This is a genomic window from Bartonella sp. CL436QHHD, from assembly GCF_042195105.1.
In the GTDB taxonomy this organism is placed as follows: domain Bacteria; phylum Pseudomonadota; class Alphaproteobacteria; order Rhizobiales; family Rhizobiaceae; genus Bartonella.
The window spans coordinates 1-17,898 of record NZ_JBHINR010000028.1; the positions used below are offsets into that span (position 1 = coordinate 1).

A 17,898-nucleotide genomic window follows, 5' to 3' on the forward strand; every position below is an offset into this window, starting at 1 on the left:
AATTGTGAGATAGACGACATAAAGCCATCGACAATCGAATTAGCCAGATCTTCGCCCGCTTGTTCCATACCAGCCTTGGCAGCATCCGAGAGCTTTTCCTGTGTAAAAAAACTCTTCAACCATTGCCAAAAGTTGGAAAAGCTTTGTTTAACGCCCTCCCACAAACCTTCAAAGCTTTGAACAACAGCGCTAAGCCCTTGTTTAAACTTTTGCCAAGCTTGAGAGAGATCAAAAGCAGCAGCAATGATGTTTTTCCAACGCGTAATGGTGGTGCTATCAGCACCAAAAACAAACCACGACGTGTGTCAGTCATGGTAAAGCGCAACACACACGTAAAGCAATGTTAAAAGCCATCAGGGCGGCAATGGTTTTGATAATGGCGCCTGTTAAAATGGGATGGGCCTTGCCCCATGCCATTTAAAAAAACGCGCATTTAATGGTAAAAAATAACCATAAAAACAATAAATTATCACGTATTTCTAACTAATCTCACCTCTTCCCACTTAGTACAAAACCTAATGTCAAACTACATCCAACGGGGCTTTGTATAGTATGTAGCCTTTCGGAAATTGTGGCTTATCAGCGGATTCTACATATTTTTATATTTTATTTGTTCAAAGAGGACACTGAGCACTCAAAGAACCCTCAACGCTCTATTAAAGCCTTCTCTCATTTTTGCTGTCAAAAACTCATTCGATACATAATGTAATCAATTATCACATATCCACTCTAATTTCACCTTTTTCCACTCAGTATAAAATATAAAGTAAAATTACACACAAAAATATTTATTATTTATTGATTTTAAAACTATATAATCTCTCATATTTTTTGAAAATATACAATATTAAAAACACTGCTATTCTTATTTATATTATATTTTTTAATTTATTTTATATAACTTTATTTCTTTAATCATACACCAATGAATATTGGAATAAAAGAATATCTACGATCAATAAAAATATTATTAATGCAACTATCAACGCCTAATAATATTTCCATGAATATTAAAAATTATTTTTAAAATATAATTAGATAAAAATACATTATGAAATAAATTTAATATTACATAATTAAACATAAATACAACTTTAATTTTGACAAAAAAAGCAAAACAAAATATCAAAGTGCTGTGTTATTAAAATAAAAGCAATATCTATTTTCACTTCTTCTTATGAAGTTAGCGGGAAAATGAATGTTTGGGGCTTTAAAAGGAGTAGACTGATGCCTAAAAATTTTCTTCTATCCTGCACAGCAATTGTGGCAGTTGTACTTTCTGGTATCAATCTTAATGCACAAGCTAAAAATCTTGAAATTTCAGAAAGTAAAAAAGAAGTTTCCAACGAAACCTACGAAATTATTCACGCAAAAAAAGGTGGTCAAATTATCGGCAAGCATTTGACGATAATCGGAAACAAAAAAACAAACACCAACATAGGCACAAATGCGCACGCTATAACAGCTGAAGGTTCTAACACTGCGATTGAATTACTGGATGGTACAACCATTAAAGGAACTGGTTCTAGCATTTTCTTCGGTCTTGAAGCAAAGGATGGTGCTACACTGAAAATGACCGGGGGAACTATTACAGTTTCCAACACTGGCGCTAAATTCTTGAACAGTAAGAATGCTGAAAACAAGCTAAAAGATATAATAATATCAAGTGGCAAAGGCAAAGCTCCACTAACTTTTGCAATATTTGCAGACAAAAACAGTGAAGTCACTTTAGAAAATGTAAAAGTGACTAAGACAATGAATAGCGTTACAGCAAATAATAAATCTGAAATCACGATATTGGGAGGATCATTTGATGCCACAAAGGCAGCAATATCTGCTTACAATGGCAGTCGCGTAACTCTAACTAACAATGTTCAAACTACATCATCTCATGGCACTGGACTTCATGCAACAGATTCAGAAACCACAATCGAAATGACGGGAGGAAGCGTAATCACAGAAAAAATGGCGTTGGTTGCAGAAAACGGTGGACATATTAAGGTCACGGATGTTGCTCTAACAACAAATGAACATGGGGACAAGGTCACTGATGTTCCTATAATAGGCGCAGGAGTCAATAGCGCTAATAGTATGATTGAATTATATGGCAATACAACGATTAAGAATGCTGGTGTTGGGCTTGTGGCAAGTAACGGTGGCGTAATTAAAATGATTGGGGGGACTATTACAACTTCTAAAACTGGTGTTGGCTTCGTGAACAGTAAGAGCACCGAAAGCAAACTAGAAAATGTAATAATATCAACCGGTAAAGATAAAAATTCAGGCAAAGGAATTCTTCTAGAGAAAGAAAGTGGTCTCACTTTAAAAAATGTAAAAGTGACTCAAACAGGCAACAGCGTAATTGCAAATAATCGTTCTAACATAACAATCTCTGGAGGATCATTTGATTCAAGCTATGCAACAATATGTGCTCAAAACGGTAGCAGCATCACCTTAACGGACAATGCTCAAATTACGTCACATGATGAAGCAGGCCTCTATGCACAAGACTCAAAATCCACAATTACAATGACAACAGGAAACGTGACAGGAAAATATACAGCCTTAGAAGCAGACATAGGTGGCCATATTACGGTTACAAATGTTGCTTTAAAAGCAACTAATAATGGCAGTGGTGTAGCTGCTGGTGCAGCTGCCTCTGGCTCTAACAGTGTGATTGAATTACTTGGAAATACAACGATCAGTGACGTTAAAATCGGAATTGATGCGCAAAACGATAGCACAATCAAAATGATCGGAGGAACCATTACTGCTTCCGAAGCAGGCGTTCACTTGTTAAAAAACAAGAGCAATAACAAACTGAAAGATGTAACGATATTAAATCGTAAGGATAATGCACTACTAATCAATGCAATAATTGCAAGAAGAAGTGCCATTACTTTAGAAAATGTAACCGTTCCGCAAGCAATCAATAGCATAATTTCAGATAATGGTTCTCAAATAACAGTTTCTGGAGGATCATTTAACGCAAAAGGTGCAGCAGTATCTGCCATAAACGGCAGCACTATTACTTTAACTGACAATGCTCAAATTACATCATCTGATGACAGTGGGCTCTATGCAAAAGACTCAAAATCCACCATCACCATAACGGGAGGAACAGTACAAGGTAAAACTACTGCATTATTTGCCGGAAACGGCGGACATATTAAAGCCACGAATGTTACTCTAATAACAGCAGATAGTAACGGATTCGGTGCGGAAAGCCAAGATGTTGGCAGTTTAGTTGAATTATATGGCCACACAACGATTAAAAACGCTGAGATCGGACTTTATTCAGAAAATGGCAGCACAATCAAAATGAGTGGAGGGACAATAATTGCCGAAAATAGTGCATTTGTTGTCAATAATAATGGACATATTGATGTAACAAATGTTTCTGCCATAGCAGAAGATAGAGGTATAGCATTTGAAAAGTCTAAGAACAATAAAACATCAGAAATCAATTTAACCAATACAAAACTTCATATTAAAAACGGTACTGGAATTAATGCAAATGAATCAATTGGTAAAGCCAATCTCAAAAATTCAGAAATCCGTGCCAATGTTTTATTAGTAACCGAAGCTTCAACGAAAAAAAATGATTTCACTTTTACACTAAACGCCGATCACTCCATCTTAGACGGCAAAGTGAGCACTGAAAAAAAATTCAAAACAGTCTTTGATTTGCAAAACAATACGAAATGGACATTGAAAACAAGCACAAATAAAAAAATCCAGAATGAAAAACTGTTTGATATTGCTCAAAGAGCACGTTCTGATATTTCTGTCCTTAACATCAATAACAGCTCTATTGTTTTTGAAGAGCCAACTGAAAATCATTATCACACGTTGCACATAGGATCTGGCAGACCAAATACTAAAAAAGTCTACAATGCTACAGGAAAAGCAGAAATTCATTTCAACGTCGAATGGAGTGATAGTGCTGCCATAAACAAACAAAAAGCTGACCGTCTTCTGATTCACGGTGATGTTTCAGGTACTACACTGGTTTATATCACTGGACATTTAGAAAAGAACAATATTAAAGCAGATGCTTCTGCTCTTACCAGTGCACGTGGTCTTTCACTCATTCAAGTTTCTGGGAAAGTAAATCAAAACTCTTTCAAACTTGCACAGGACTATATCACAATAAGTGGTTCACCTTATAAATATATACTGAAAGCTTATGGACCAAAATCAAACCACAGTAAAACAAATGCTGAACAAAACCTTTTAGGAGAAAATAAAAATTTCTGGGATTTTCGCTTACAACCAATACTGCTTGATAGCAACTCAAAAGTAAAAACCATCGTGCCATAAATACAAGCTATTTTATCATGCCCTGTGCTCTCTTGTATGCTGGATTGACCGATATGGATAAGCAAAGTGCAACTGTTAGCCAATATGCGACATCTGTCTTAAGGAAAGAATAAGACAAACGGAATGGCTTCTTCTTATACGCCTATGGAGAAACAGGAAGCTTATTTTCTGATAAGTAGTGCTCCTAGTAAATATGGTTATAGCAGTGCTCATCTTCGTTATGCTGCTCTACAAGAAGCTGTTAACTTTGTCGCGCAGAAGGGAAAAATATCTACAACACATTTTGGTCTTGTCGAAACCTACGGGCAACTCTCCTTCACTCCAAAGAATATGCAAGACAGCAAGTAAGAGCATATTGAATAAATGGTCATTTCAACTCACCGCCTATGGCAGTAAACAGCGTGACAGTGGTTTCTATCTTGATACGCTGTTATCCCATGGCTTCCTAAAGGGAAAGATCACCAATGCCCTCATTAGTACAACCGAAAAATTGAAAAATGCAAAAATGTTGGCGATCTCCACAACTGTTGACAAACAATTTGCAACGGGTATTCAAGGCGTAACATTCGAACCGCAGGCACAGCTTGCCTATCAACATTTGATGTTTGATGCCATTAAAGATGCTGATAATCTGACCATTGACATGCAAAATCCTTCTCAATGGATAATCCGTGTTGGTGGACGTTTGACAAAAACCATTGCCACTGAAAACGACCGTCCTATGTCTTTCTATGGAAAAGTAAACTTGATCAAAACCTTTGGTGATGATCAGACACTCCATATCGATAAGAATTATAAACATGACCCCGCGGGAAGTTCCGTTGAAGGTGGGCCACAATTGTCCGCTAACCTCTCCCTTCATGGTGATGTCAGCTATCAACAAAAGCTTCAAAAACTGGTATAAGTGGTGCAAGCTTTTCAGGAGGAATACGCTATCAGTTTTAAATAACGTCTGTAAAAAACAGCCCATTCAATTTAACAAAAAGGCAGCATATTGCTGCCTTTTGGGCTTATTATAAGCTGTTTTTAAGCGCTTTTTTAAATAGAGAACAGCGAAATATTTGAAGACTGTCATTGACCATTGAATGTTTTTTACAAAAAATTCTTTTTATAAAGAATAAAACTGTAAAAAGAGAACAACCAAAAACAAAATAATATTGAAAAATAATGTGAAGCTTTTCTAGAAAATACAGTATTACTATCTTTTGTTATTTCTCACAAATTTAATGCTTTAAATACCAAAATAAAACTTTTGAACATAAAATGATAATTAAAAATAATGTAACAATATTAAACAAAGGGATGTATATTATAAGTCACTCGTATATTTCAAAATGGGAGTTCTAATAGGATTTAAAATATTATAGCTCAAACACTGTCCAGCAAATTCATACTGAAAAAATCCTATTATCCCCTTCCCTCTTAAAAATGCCGCCAAACATCTCTAGAAACTTTAAAACAAATAAAATTGCACTTTCTCTTCTGTAAAATGGATCATGCTCTTTGCTCTCTATGGACAATAGGCTCTATACTTGCTTCAAAAAACTCCTTTGTATAATCGTGTTGCGCACGTAGATTACGCAATTCATCATTGCTAAGCTCTTCAAGAATAATCCCTTTATGCATAATTCCAACACGTTCACAAATATGTGCAACAACAGCAAGATCATGGGATACCATTAAATAAGTAAGCTTTTTTCTCACGCGCAATGATTTCAACAAGTTTAAAATTTCAGCCTGTACCGACACATCCAATGCAGATGTTGGCTCATCAAGCAATAACACCTCTGGCTCAATAATTAAAGCACGTGCAAGAGCAATACGCTGACGCTGCCCTCCAGACAACTCATGAGGATAACGATAAAGAAATGAAGAATCTAAACCAACGGAATCTAAAGCATCCTCTACCCGCTCTCTTTGATTATCCATCCCATGGATTTTGAGCGATTCAGAAAGAACCGTATGGACCATTTTTCTTGGATGCAGCGAAGCATAAGGATCTTGAAAAACCATTTGAATACAGCGTAAAAAATCCTTACTTCTTTTCTTTTCAACTTCTTGTCCAGCAAAAAGAAACTTTCCACTATAATCTGGAATAAGCCCCACCAATGTATTCAAAATAGTTGACTTTCCACATCCGGATTCACCAATCAAACCATAAGCTTCACCACGCTTAATATGAAAATTAACATTTTTAACAACTGTTACTGCCTTATGCCTATGACCAAAAGTTACAGATAAATTAGAAACATCAATAATATTCTCACAATTTGTCATGAGGAACCTCCTCAACACCATTAACAATCGTAGGATTATACAACCAATCAGGATCACGCTCAGGTACAGCCAAAATATCAACTGGATTATCAAGCCGTGGCAAACTCGCGAGCAACGCCTTTGTATAAGGATGACAAGCGTGAGACAAATCAGAAGCAGGCAACTCTTCTAGCACACGGCCCGCATACATCACTAAAATACGATCACAAAAATCAGCAATCATATTTAAATCATGACTAATGAAAATAAGTCCCGTTCCAGACTTTGTAACAAGTTCATCTAATACGGATAAAACTTGCCGTCTGACCGTAATATCAAGCGCAGATGTTGGTTCATCGGCAATAATTAAATCAGGTTTTGGAATGAGCATCATTGCAATCATCACACGCTGCCCCATCCCCCCAGATATTTCATGAGGAAAGAGACGCATCACATGTTCAGGATCACGAATATGAACAGATTCTAACATAGATATGGTGCGCTCCCGCGCTTCAGCTTTTGAAACACGATAATGAATACGGTAAGCCTCCATAATCTGTTCCCCGATCCGTATTAATGGATTAAGTGAATATTTGGGGTCCTGTAAAATCATTGAAATACGTTTCCCACGGATTTTTCGCATCTGAGGTTCACTTGCGGCCAATAAATCAACATCCTCAAAGCGCATTTTTTTAGCTTTAACAATGGCTGCTTTTGGACTTAACCTTAGTATTGCGCGCCCAGTCATCGATTTTCCAGATCCGGATTCACCAACAATTCCAATTTTTTCTTTTCCAACAGAAAAACTAACGCCACGCACAACTTCTGAAATGCCGCGCGTTGTAGGAAAAGAAATACGTAAATCTTCTACTTCTAATAATTTATTACCCATTGCGTGGATCCAATACATCACGAAGACCATCACCTAAAAGGTTGAAAGCAAGACTTGCAAATAATATTGCACAGCCTGGTATTGCCGCCAACCACCAATTTGTCATCATAAATTCCCGCCCTGAAGAAAGCATCGCACCCCATTCAGGACTTGGAAGTTGAGCTCCCAACCCTAAAAAACCAAGACCAGCAGCCGTTAAAATAATTCCAGACATATCCAAAGTTAATCGTACAATCACTGAAGGAATACACATGGGCGCAACATGAAACAAAATAATTCGCCAAGCAGAGGCCCCTTGCAAACGAACTACAGAAACATAATCAGAAGAACGTATTGTCAAAGTCTCAGCACGTGCTAAACGTGCAATTGGCGGCCATGCTGCAATTGAAATTGCAATAGAAGCATTTTCAATCCCCGGTCCCAATGCGGCTGAAAATGCAAGAGCTAAAATCAAACCTGGAAAAGCAAGAAAAATATCGACAATACGCATGAGCACAGTATCAACCCATCCGCCCATATAACCAGATACAGTTCCAACAATAAGCCCTATTGGACCTACAATAACTGTTGTAAGAAAAACAACATAAAGAGTAATACGGGAACCAAAAACAAGGCGACTAAAAATGTCACGTCCCAATTCATCTGTTCCAAAATAATGCGCCATAGAGGGTGGCTGCAACCGATGCCCTAGATCATTGCTAAGAAAATCATGCGTAGCAATCCAAGGAGCAAAAAATGCACATATGATAATAATACAAATAATAAGCAGACCGAATACAGCCGAAAAGTTATGAAAAAACTTAGCCAGTGCGTGATAAATTCTTTGTATGTTCGCTTGAATTATGGAGTTTGGAACAGGATCGTTTAACCAACTACCCAAAGAAGATGATGATTGCGATTTATGATGATTACTTACTGTCATATTCAACGTGTCCTTGGATCAAAAATGCGATAAAGCAAATCAGAAAATAAATTAATGGCGACAAAGATAAATCCTACAAGTAAAGTACATCCTACAACTGCATTCATATCTCCGGCTAAAAGAGCATTTGTCAAGTAATGTCCAAAACCAGGCCAAGCAAAAACTGTCTCCGTTAAAACAGCCCCTTCTAATAAAAAAGCATAAGAAAGCGCAACAACAGTAATAATTTGAACAGCAGCATTTCGAAAGGCATGCCCCCAAACGGTTCGCGCCCACGATAATCCCTTTACACGTGCAGTAATGATATATTCCTGATTAAGCTGCTCAATCATAAACCCACGAGTCATACGGCTAATATAAGCCATAGCACCGAAAGCCAAGATCAAAGCAGGCATAATAACGTGACTAAAAACATTACCAAAAGCCTCCCATTGTCCTTGGCTTGCCGTATCCCAAAGGAAAAATCCTGTTTTTGGTTCAAAAGAATATTCATAAAGAAAATCAATACGTCCTGGGCCACCAACCCAGCCAAGCTTGGCGTAAAATATTAACAACGCCATTAATCCGAGCCAAAACGTTGGAGTAGAATAACTTACAAGTGTAAAAACACGGACAACATAATCAATAAATGAATCGCGATACATTGCTGCAAAAACACCAAATGGAATTCCAAGAGTTGTGCCAATAACAATAGCAACGGTTGCAAGCTCTAATGTTGCAGGAAATACACGCATAATATCGGCTAGAACAGGTCGCCCAGAAGTTAAAGCATCTCCAAAGTCAAACAAAAATACATTATGAAGATACTTCCAATATTGGACAATCAACGGCTTATCAAGACCCAGCTTATAATACATTGCATCATAAGCTTCCTGACTGATATTATCACCAAGAATAGACAGAACCGGATCTAGAGGAAGAAGATGACCAAGAAAAAAAGTGATCGTCACCAACCCAAGCAATGTGATAAAAACTGAAATAAGAAGTTTCAATCCTTTGCATAAAAAATCCCATAAAAATAATTTTTTCTGCTTTTCTGATACAGCTCTTTCAGTCTCTGAAAGTGGCAAAACCATTATAAAAATCCCCTCTGTAGCGACAAAACATAAAGCAAATACCTCTTTTTATATAACGAAACAACCTCTTATGAAGCATGTTCTACAATCCTTCTCTATAACATGCTTCTTTTATTTTTCTGCTTCATTGTAATAAAGTCTATAACTGTTCCAAATCCATTTTTTGACATCAGGTCCCATACCAACGGTATAATATGTCTGAAATAAATAAACCATAGGACCATGCTCTAACACATAATGCTGTAAAGTACGATATTGCACAATGCGCTTATTGGGGTCTTGCTCAAACAAAGCATCCATCACCATGTTATTAATATTTTCATCATAATACCCAGCGCGCCAAGCTAAATACATATTGTGCTTTTTTGTAAATGTTGGATCAGGGTTAAACACGTGATTTAATGAAGCAGGATGTCCATCAGGATCGGCACTCCCCCACCCCATAAGTGCAGTATCATAATTTCCACCACGTACACGGCTCAACAATTGATTTTGTGCCATTTTTTCAATTGTAAGCTCAACACCAATTTTGCGTGCATTGGCTTGAATAGACTGTGCAACAGACGACATATAACTAAGGCTTCCAACTAAAAGATTAGCTTTAAACCCATTAGGATAACCAGCTTCAGTAATCAGTTGTTTTGCTTTTTTCAAATCCAACTGAAAAGGCAAACCTTCTTTTTCATCTAAAGCACCTGGAACACCTAAAGACATATAAGTTGCCCTAGGAATAGCAATTCCTTTCAAAACAGTTTTTCCAAGACCTTCATAATCAACCAAATAACGAAGTGCCAATCTGACCTTTTCATTCGCAAAAATTGCATTCTTATTATTTAACGATAGGTAAATAATCTGCGGACGCAAAACACGACTAATTTTGACTTGTTCTCCCTTTTTTTCAAGATCTAAAATATCCTCTGAAGAAAGATCACGCACTATATCCACATCACCTTTTTCCAAAAGAAGTCTTTGACTTGATGAATCCGCTACATGCTGCACAACAATCTGCTTAATTTTAGGCACATCGCCCCAATAATGCTGTGTCGCCTCTAACACAACTTTATCTCCTGGAGACCAGCTCACCAATTTATAAGGTCCAACACAAGCTGAATGTGTTGCTAAATATTTATTCCCCATATCACCGTTAATACTCTGTGCTTCAATTGTTTCCCGATCAAGCAAAGCAGAAGCATAAGATTGTCCAATAACAGTCAATATGAGCTGAATAGGATAGGGTTTATCTAATTTTAATTGTAAAGTCTTATCATCAAGTGCCTGAATATTTGTTTCAACATTGTTTTTGGTAAACCCATAATCCATTAAAGATTGAGCATAGCTTAATCCTAATTTAATAATCCGTCGCATCGACCATACCAGATCTTGCGCTGTAGCCGTCCTTCCGTCATTAAACTTTAAATCATCACGAAGATGAAAAACTATTCTTTTGCCATTATCTAAAACGTCCCAAGATTTTGCCATAGCAGGGCGAATTTTTGTAGGATCATGCTCGTCATATTGCACTAACGCGCTGCAAATATTCGTCAATAACTCACTCGTCACAACCTCAACAGTTTGCGCTGGATCAAAACTACTAATTGAATCAATATTCCACGCCATTACCAATATATCTTTAGATGAAGCGCTGAATGCCGATGTTACAGCCCCATTAAAAAAAACGATTGAGCTTAATAAAATAGAAAAATTTTTCAATATTCTTTGTTTTCCCATTTTATCTCTTCCTTTTGTATTCTTCTACCTTTTCACACAAAGTGATTTTGATTTTGCTCTTTCATCTTTTAAATAGCATAGCATTAGACATCAATTTCATTTCATCAAACTAAGCATCTATAAAATAATTTTCTTATACATCAGTCTATATTCTGGATGCAGAGAATCTATAACTATAAATAAAGATCCTCCCCAATATAACTTTCTATATTTATCGCTCCCTATAAACGATCTTAATTATATACTGCTACTGCACAAACATCCCTCACAATTTCATCCTTAAAAACTGAAGAGCTTTTATATGGGAGAATATTTTCATCATGCAATTATGATTAAGCTCTTTTTAGCTTTGACAACATTAAAAAGACACTCTTATTTTTCAATTGCACTATAAAAAATACGCGGTGCACTATTCCAAACCCACTTTTTGACATCAGGCGTCATCGCGACAACGCTATATTGTTGAAAGATAAACGCATAAGGTCCTTTTTGCATAAGTTCACGTTGTAAATCAGCATAGAGTTGTGCCCGTTTTTGCGGATCTTTTTGAAACAGCGCCTCTTCAACTTTTTGATTCATCTTGGCATCAAAATACCCATGCTTCCAACTAGGATAGGCTGTATTTCTAGCCTCAAACCGATTATCTGGATTGAAAATAAGACGTGAAGCCATTGTATGAGGATCCACAGAATCATTATTCCATCCGATAAAAGCCGTATCAAAAGCCCGTGCATTCACTTTTGAAAACAACTGTGTACCTGCTACACGTTCAATTTTAAGACGCACGCCCGCCTGTGCTGCACTATCTTGAAGTGACTGAGCAAGTAACAAAGTATAAGGAGTGTTTGACACGAGAAAATTTGCCTCAAATCCGTTCGGATAACCGGCTTCTGCTAAAAGCTGTTTTGCTTTTTGAATATCAAGCTTAAAGGGTTGCCCCTCTTTTTCATCTAAAGCCCCAAAATTACCAAGAGGAATAAAACTGGCCCGTGGAACACCAATCCCTTTAAGAAGCTTCTTGCCAAGACCTTCATAATCTATAAGATAACGCATCGCCAAGCGCACTTTTTCCTTAGCAAAAATAGGATTCGTCGTATTGAATCCCCAGTACATCATAGTTGGCACTAACACTTTTTCAACTTTAACATCTGTTGTTTTTTGCAGATCTGCAAGATCTTCAGGTGTCAAATTACGAGCAACATCAATATCATGTTTTTGCAACAACAAGCGTTGTGTTCCGGGCTCTGCAACATGGCGAATTAAAATCTGCTTCAGTTTAGGCGCTTGTCCCCAATAGTGAGAGCTTGCACGCAACAAAAGAGCTTCTCCAGGGCGCCAACTTTTTAACTGATAAGGACCAACACAAGCAGCATGACTCTTCAAATACTGATTTCCCAAATCACCATCTTTTTCGTGTTTCATAATCGTCTTACGATCAAGCAAAGCTGTTGCACGACTCGCAACAATATTATTAAGAATAAGCTCTGCTGGATAAGGTTTATCAAATTTCATCACAACTGTTTTCTTATCGGGAGCTTGCAAAGCATCATCAACATTTTGTTCTGTAATTCCATATTCATTAAAAATTGCCGCATTACCCATCTTCAATTTGACAATCCGCTTCATACCCCAAACAAGATCATTGGCATTGGCTGATCTGCCATCATTAAACTTCAAACCATCACGCAAATGAAAAGTAATCATCGTACTGTGATCATCACCTGAAACATCCCAATGCGTTGCTAAAGCAGGAACCATTTTAGCAGGATCATCTGTCGCAGTACTCACCAAGTTATCACAAATATTGTAAATAATTTCACTTGCATAAACATCATTGCTTTGGGCGGGATCAAACGTACTGATTGCATCAAGATTCCAAGCCATCACAAGGGTATTAGCCGGTGTTTTTGCTGAAACCTGTTGTACAACTACCCCCAAAGCCATAAGAGTAGCAACAAGAGAGCTGCTACTTTTTAATATTGTTTTCTTCAAGTTCATAAACTTTTCCCTTTATTTATTTTTTATCAATTAATGACGCTGAAATAATATAGCAAATTTATAATTATAACATTGAATAAATACGTTCTAATCGCTTATATTTTTAATCACCTACACAGAGTCATCTACTTGATAAATTCATTGACTTACGTCTCAATAAACCATAGCGAACATACAATATATGTTTTGCTAACCAGTATTACATTTTTTTCATAACCTTTCTTTGCATATGATAATGCACTATATCAGTTCCCTATTAATCATCAATAAGCCTTATCGCCCCAAAAAATAGTGAGCTTTAAAAAATCATTACGCAAAAATTTATGAATTCATTATTCTATTCCTTTAGGCGATATTTAAAATAAAATATGCAAACTTTAAAAATAGTTATCCCCCTCAAACACTCAGTTTCAAGATGCGGCGCATCTTTACTACATGACAAAAACGACACTGGAATAGCAGAAAGACATAAGAAAATATCTTTTCTAAAACGCCATCCCCCCACAAAAAGCTGCTTAATCTTTTGAAAAATAAGTGTCAAAAGTTTTACGTTTTTACCAACAAAACCAAACGCGTTAACAAAGATAAAAGAAAAATGAGAAGAATCATTCCTTCCACGCTTTATCTTTTGAGAAATAAAGCTTACAATAAAAGAATACACACTAAAATGCATTCCCCCATTGATAAAAACAAAATTCATTAGACGCTTCCCCCCTAAAGACATAACGAATATAAACCCTTCTAAACTTTAGTGTGCATCATTGCTTTGCCACTATAAAAATAGAGCATAAAACAACATACAGCAACAGAACTCTCGTTTCCAGCGGAAACATACAGAGATTCAACGAAGCAATGTAGTGGATACAAGCCTGCATGAGCTTAATCATCTTCCAAAAAATTGGAGCGCACACGCGGCAAGATCACTCTACTAATAGAGGAAAGCTATCAGATAATAAAACCCAACACAAGCAGCTTGAGTCATTTAACTTCAATTTTTCATCGCTGTATTTTATTTTTATTACCTAGGTAAGCATTGAGCAATCGACCTACATATAAATAAACCGACAGTCATACAAGCAAAGTAAAACAATGCAACAACAGCACCCCATCTAAAAACCACTTTGCATTCGTCAATAAGCATGAATAAAATATTCATTAATTATAACGGTCATGTCATTAACAGAAATAAAAAAAACTCTTCTCAACCATTACAAATGCCAAAGACTGTTGCACAACATTGAGAGCTAGTAAAGTGTGTGATGGTGCCGATTTGCTCCTTCATAAGCGTAAAGATGGAGGTGCTCAATGGATTTACCGTTGTACCATTCACAGGCGCCACCGCGAAATGGGTTTTGGTGTACTAAATGTTTCTTTAAAACATACAAGATATTACCATTATCTCACTTCAGATACATAACAGTTAAGGTATCACTCCTTTTGGCGTCTGTTTTTTCATCCTCAAAATTATACCTTTATCGTTTTTAGTGCCAACAACAGTAGAAAATCATTAATATTGTATAGTTTGTATATTTCAATTATCTTATACAGTGAAATTGTATAATCTATACATTTATTAAATAATTCAATTATTATCCTATTGATCATTACTCTTACAAAAGACAGTTTGCCAATTTATCGACAAAAACATCCTTCAAGATGATCATTAACAATCCCTACGGACTGCATAAAAGCATAACAAATTGTGGGACCAACGAATGTCCAGCCACGTTTCTTCAAGTCTTGAGAAAGACGAAGAGAAGCAGGTGTCATAGGGTTAGCCAACAGTGTTTGAAAATCTATTTTTTCATAACGCTCTGATGGTGGTGGCTGAAAAGACCAAAAATAGTGGGACAAACTTCCCCACTCTGTTATAATTTCTTGTGCTCTCAATGCGTTATTAAGCACTGATTGAATTTTTCCTTGATGGCGAACAATGTCTTTATTCTGCATTAACATTTGCACCTTTAGCTCATCATAATGAACAATCTTTTCAAAGTCAAAGTGATCAAATGCAATGCGAAAAAAAAAGCGTTTTTTTAAAATTGTAAACCAAGAAAGTCCCGCTTGGAAACCTTCAAGACAAATTTTCTCAAACAAACGAATATCCTCAAAAATAGGCTTTCCCCATTCGGTATCATGATAAGCACAATAAAGTGGATCCGTTCCAGCCCATGCGCAACGAACTTTTCCATCCACTCCCTTAAGAAGACCTTCCGCAAGCATGGCATTAACCCTCGTATTAAAAGAGCATTCCTTGATCATCGCTAGGCGACTTTATTTGCTTGTGTTTTGAACGTTTAGCGGAAATAGGCTCTTGTGTTGCAACACTGATATCTCCATCAAAAAAACGTAAATTTATGTGCCCTGTTTCTGGAAACTGAGCCAAGCGTTTAATGGGCTTATTCTCTTTCCCCAAAGCCAAAACAAAACCGCGCTCCAAAATATTCTGATATGAAGTGCTTTTTAAAAGCCTAGATACTACCTCTAACCCAGCACGTTGTTTTTCCACACTACGCACAAAAGCACGCTGAAGACGTGCCGTATATTCCTTTGTATTGCGTTGTGCTTTTTCACTATTTAACAAACGCGGTGAAAGACGCACACCAAGTGCATGAAAAGAAAAACGTTTTTTATCGTAGCTCACACAAAGAGCACGCTGCAATCGACTTGAAGTTTCATCCAAACCACGCCGTGGTAGAGCAAAAAGTTGATCGGCAGTCGGAAGAGCTCGTAGAGTAGCTCGCAATTTTTGTCGATAAAAATCCAAATAACGCGCTAGTCCCTTGCGCAAACGTGCAGCAAACGATGCCACCAGCACCTCAAGATCAAGCTTAACAGGAACAGCCCGTTCTGCTGCGGCGGTGGGAGTTGGAGCACGCCAATCAGCCACATAATCAATCAAGGTCCAGTCCGTTTCATGCCCAACAGCAGAAATAACAGGAAGAGAAGATTCATAAACAGCACGAACAACAGCTTCGTCATTAAACCCCCACAAATCTTCTAAACTTCCCCCTCCCCGTGCAACAATAATAAGATCAGGCTTAGGAACAACTCCTCCTAAAGGCAACGCATTAAAACCTTCAACAGCAACAGCCACTTCTTTCCCACTTGTTTCCCCCTGAACACGTACAGGCCAAACCAAAATATGCAACGGAAAACGATCGGATATACGGTGAATAATATCACGAATAACAGCACCTGTTGGTGATGTTACAACGCCTATAATTCGAGGCATATAAGGCAAAGTTTTTTTCTTAGCTTCATCAAACAAGCCTTCTTCTAAAAACTTTTTCTTACGATTTTCAAGGAGTGTCATCAAAGCACCAATCCCTGTTGGTTCAAGAGCCTCAATGACAATTTGATATTTCGATGATCCTGGATACGTCGTAAGTTTACCAACAGCAATCACTTCCATCCCTTCTTCAGGAGGAAATTTGAGCTTTTCCATCATTCCACGCCAAATAACAGCTTCCAACCGTGCCTTATCATCTTTTAAAGCAAAATAAGCATGTCCCGAAGCATGAGTACCACGGTAACCTGATATCTCCCCACGTACCCGTACATAACCAAACTTTTCTTCAACAACACGCTTTAGGGCCCCTGCTATTTCGGAAACAGTGAATTCTGCCACATTTGTTACACCTGTTTTTTCACTAAACAAACTTACCATTTTTCAATTCTTTACGCCCGTTTCTGTGAATCTTTTTGAAACAACACATCTTTAAACTTTTGATTTATAGCTTCATCAAAATACCCATAACACCGGCTAGAGTAGTTTATATTTTTAATTTCAAATCGATTATCAGGGTTGTAAAAAAACTTGAAGCCGTTTTATGGGGATATCTAGAGTCATTATTTCATTCGAAAATTGTATCAATAGAAGTTTAAATATTCAATCTTAACATTCACACAAACACATCTTTTATAAGAATTCCTGAAATAAAATTCTCTACACAACATAGAAATCCATTCCCGATAAAATTCAACGTATTGCAAAGTGTTAAAGAGCTTTGCAATACATCAAATATATCATGATCATGTTTTTTATATTTTATAAACCTGATACCTTCTTATTTTTCAATTGCACTATAAAAAATACGTGGTGCACTATTCCAAACCCATTTTTTAACATCAGGTGTCATCGCTATCGTGTGATACGTCTGATAGATAAAAGCATAAGGTCCTTTCTGCATAAATTCACGTTGCAAATCAGCATACATTTGCGCCCGTTTTTTTGGATCTTTTTGAAACAATGCATCTTGAACCTTTTGATTCATAGTTTCATCCAAATACCCATGGCACCAACTCGCATAGCCTGTATTTTTAGCCTCAAACCGATTATCAGGATTGTAAATAAGACGTGAAGCCATTGTATGGGGATCCGCAGAATCATTATTCCATCCGAAAAAAATCGTATCAAAAGTACGCGCAGATAGTTTTGAAAATAACTGCGTGCCTACGAAACGTTCAATTTTAAAACGCACCCCCACCTTTTTTNATCATTATTCCATCCGAAAAAAATCGTATCAAAAGTACGCGCAGATAGTTTTGAAAATAACTGCGTGCCTACGAAACGTTCAATTTTAAAACGCACCCCCACCTTTTTTGCATTGTCTTGGAGGGACTGAGCAATAGGCAAAGCAAAAGGATAAGGAGAGGCACCGGCAAAAATACTGGCCTCAAAACCATCTGGATAACCTGCC

9 protein-coding genes and 3 pseudogenes are annotated in these 17,898 nt (G+C 37.0%); 2 read left to right on the plus strand and 10 right to left on the minus strand.

Annotated features, from left to right (window positions below; genetic code table 11):
* Positions 1 to 115: 115 nt before the first annotated feature.
* On the minus strand, positions 116 to 313 hold the full coding sequence (locus tag ACFIKN_RS03765; protein WP_375657931.1) for a hypothetical protein: 198 nt from the start codon (positions 311 to 313) through the stop codon (positions 116 to 118).
* Positions 314 to 3,372: 3,059 nt separating this feature from the next.
* Between ACFIKN_RS03765 and ACFIKN_RS09580 the strand changes: the two are divergent.
* A pseudogene (locus ACFIKN_RS09580) lies at positions 3,373 to 5,268 on the plus strand (autotransporter outer membrane beta-barrel domain-containing protein); the annotation flags it as partial.
* 549 nt (positions 5,269 to 5,817) lie between these two features.
* Here the strand turns inward: ACFIKN_RS09580 and ACFIKN_RS03785 are convergent.
* From ACFIKN_RS03785 to ACFIKN_RS03810, 6 genes are all read right to left on the minus strand, one after another.
* Positions 5,818 to 6,600, minus strand: a complete 783-nt coding sequence (locus ACFIKN_RS03785; protein ID WP_375631680.1) for an ABC transporter ATP-binding protein — start codon at positions 6,598 to 6,600, stop codon at positions 5,818 to 5,820.
* Complete coding sequence (locus ACFIKN_RS03790; RefSeq protein WP_273790733.1) at positions 6,587 to 7,471, minus strand: ABC transporter ATP-binding protein; 885 nt, start codon at positions 7,469 to 7,471, stop codon at positions 6,587 to 6,589. Before ACFIKN_RS03790 ends, ACFIKN_RS03785 begins: the two co-directional genes overlap by 14 nt.
* Positions 7,464 to 8,393, minus strand: a complete 930-nt coding sequence (locus tag ACFIKN_RS03795) for an ABC transporter permease (RefSeq protein WP_273790732.1) — start codon at positions 8,391 to 8,393, stop codon at positions 7,464 to 7,466. The genes ACFIKN_RS03790 and ACFIKN_RS03795 overlap by 8 nt, the downstream gene beginning before the upstream one ends.
* 2 nt (positions 8,394 to 8,395) lie before the next feature.
* Positions 8,396 to 9,469: an ABC transporter permease gene (locus tag ACFIKN_RS03800; RefSeq protein ID WP_375631682.1), complete on the minus strand. Its 1,074-nt coding sequence runs from the start codon at positions 9,467 to 9,469 to the stop codon at positions 8,396 to 8,398.
* Positions 9,470 to 9,580: 111 nt separating this feature from the next.
* Complete coding sequence (locus ACFIKN_RS03805) at positions 9,581 to 11,197, minus strand: ABC transporter substrate-binding protein (RefSeq protein ID WP_375657935.1); 1,617 nt, start codon at positions 11,195 to 11,197, stop codon at positions 9,581 to 9,583.
* 372 nt (positions 11,198 to 11,569) lie between these two features.
* Positions 11,570 to 13,195, minus strand: a complete 1,626-nt coding sequence (locus ACFIKN_RS03810; RefSeq protein WP_375657936.1) for an ABC transporter substrate-binding protein — start codon at positions 13,193 to 13,195, stop codon at positions 11,570 to 11,572.
* 1,207 nt (positions 13,196 to 14,402) lie between these two features.
* Here ACFIKN_RS03810 and ACFIKN_RS03815 point away from each other — a divergent pair.
* Positions 14,403 to 14,582 (plus strand): annotated as a pseudogene (locus tag ACFIKN_RS03815) (integrase); the annotation flags it as partial.
* 245 nt (positions 14,583 to 14,827) lie between these two features.
* Here the strand turns inward: ACFIKN_RS03815 and ACFIKN_RS03820 are convergent.
* The 3 genes and pseudogenes from ACFIKN_RS03820 to ACFIKN_RS03830 form a co-directional block, all read right to left on the minus strand.
* Positions 14,828 to 15,457 (minus strand): DNA-3-methyladenine glycosylase I, encoded by a 630-nt coding sequence (locus tag ACFIKN_RS03820; RefSeq protein ID WP_375657937.1) that lies wholly within the window; start codon positions 15,455 to 15,457, stop codon positions 14,828 to 14,830.
* A complete protein-coding gene (xseA, locus tag ACFIKN_RS03825; protein ID WP_375657938.1) occupies positions 15,435 to 16,865 on the minus strand; it encodes an exodeoxyribonuclease VII large subunit in 1,431 nt (476 codons plus the stop codon). The genes ACFIKN_RS03820 and xseA overlap by 23 nt, the downstream gene beginning before the upstream one ends.
* A 400-nt stretch (positions 16,866 to 17,265) precedes the next feature.
* Positions 17,266 to 17,691, minus strand: a pseudogene (locus ACFIKN_RS03830) (ABC transporter substrate-binding protein); the annotation flags it as partial.
* Positions 17,692 to 17,898: the final 207 nt, after the last annotated feature.

Bases quoted from the DNA above. Each gene is read 5' to 3' on its own strand.
- ACFIKN_RS03765 (WP_375657931.1), bottom strand. From the start codon at position 313: ATGACTGACACACGTCGTGGTTTGTTTTTGGTGCTGATAGCACCACCA.
- ACFIKN_RS03785 (WP_375631680.1), bottom strand. From the start codon at position 6,600: ATGACAAATTGTGAGAATATTATTGATGTTTCTAATTTATCTGTAACT.
- ACFIKN_RS03790 (WP_273790733.1), bottom strand. From the start codon at position 7,471: ATGGGTAATAAATTATTAGAAGTAGAAGATTTACGTATTTCTTTTCCT.
- ACFIKN_RS03795 (WP_273790732.1), bottom strand. From the start codon at position 8,393: ATGACAGTAAGTAATCATCATAAATCGCAATCATCATCTTCTTTGGGT.
- ACFIKN_RS03800 (WP_375631682.1), bottom strand. From the start codon at position 9,469: ATGGTTTTGCCACTTTCAGAGACTGAAAGAGCTGTATCAGAAAAGCAG.
- ACFIKN_RS03805 (WP_375657935.1), bottom strand. From the start codon at position 11,197: ATGGGAAAACAAAGAATATTGAAAAATTTTTCTATTTTATTAAGCTCA.
- ACFIKN_RS03810 (WP_375657936.1), bottom strand. From the start codon at position 13,195: ATGAACTTGAAGAAAACAATATTAAAAAGTAGCAGCTCTCTTGTTGCT.
- ACFIKN_RS03820 (WP_375657937.1), bottom strand. From the start codon at position 15,457: ATGATCAAGGAATGCTCTTTTAATACGAGGGTTAATGCCATGCTTGCG.
- xseA (WP_375657938.1), bottom strand. From the start codon at position 16,865: ATGGTAAGTTTGTTTAGTGAAAAAACAGGTGTAACAAATGTGGCAGAA.